Source organism: Winogradskyella pacifica, from assembly GCF_013403915.1.
In the GTDB taxonomy this organism is placed as follows: Bacteria; Bacteroidota; Bacteroidia; order Flavobacteriales; family Flavobacteriaceae; genus Winogradskyella; species Winogradskyella pacifica.
On the sequence record NZ_JABFDI010000059.1, the window covers coordinates 1 to 883 of the forward strand.

The following is an 883-nucleotide window of genomic DNA, read 5'->3' on the forward strand; positions in this document are numbered from 1 at the left end:
GCGGCTTCAAGGAATTGATCATCCTCAAGTCGACCGGTTCCGAGTTCTCCGGCTTCCTCGAGGACGAGCTGACCGTGTTGGAGCCGACGCACGACCGCGTCATGGCGACATCACTGACCGCGCAGTGGCGCTACACCCACACCGATATCGATTGGGACGCTGTGTATGCCGGAGTGAAGGCCGCGATGATCGAACGCTTCGCCAATCTTCAGTCGCTCGCACTACAACAGACGCTGTATGCGATGGGTGCGGCTGTGCTCGAGAAGTACCCGTACATCGCCGAGATCCGGATTTCGGCGCCGAACAAACACCATTTCCTCTACGACACCGGTCGCTTCGGCGTCGAGAATCGAAACGAGGTGTTCAACGCCGACGACCGTCCGTACGGTCTCATCCAGGCAACCGTCGAGCGCGAGGACGCTCCTGAAGCGGGCAGTGCCTGGCGGACCTTCCAGAGCATGTGAGCGGAAATACGTGTCCCACTATGTATTTCCGCTCACGTGCGCCGGAGGCGCCTATTTCCAGCGGGCCAGCAGCCGGTCGGCCTCGCTGGCGAGCGCGCCCTGCAGCAGCGGGCCGAAGCTGATGCGCCCCACACCCAACGATGCGAAGTGCGCCAGGTCCCCCTTGGCCGGATCCGCGATGGCGTTGATGGGCAGCGGAAGCTCCTCGGCCAGGCGTTTGTGGTCCGCATCGCTGTGGAAGCCCACGGGGTACAGCGAGTCGGCGCCTGCCTCCGCGGCGAGCTTCAGCCGGGCGATGGCACGGTCGACACGGCCGCTCTCGTCGCCGACCTGCTTGACGAACAGATCCGTGCGGGCGTTGACGACCACGTGCACGTCGGTCGCGTCCGAGGCGGTTCGCAGTGCGCCGACGAAGTCCG

Annotated in this window: 2 protein-coding genes; one reads left to right on the forward strand and one right to left on the reverse strand. The window is 64.6% G+C overall.

The features are described 5' to 3' along the window. The coding region (locus tag HM984_RS18035; RefSeq protein WP_218845077.1) for a hypothetical protein at positions 1–464 on the forward strand (464 nt) is incomplete at its 5' end. A gap of 51 nt (positions 465–515) precedes the next feature. Here the strand turns inward: HM984_RS18035 and HM984_RS18040 are convergent. Then, the coding region (locus HM984_RS18040; RefSeq protein WP_179350114.1) for an isocitrate lyase/phosphoenolpyruvate mutase family protein at positions 516–883 on the reverse strand (368 nt) is incomplete at its 5' end.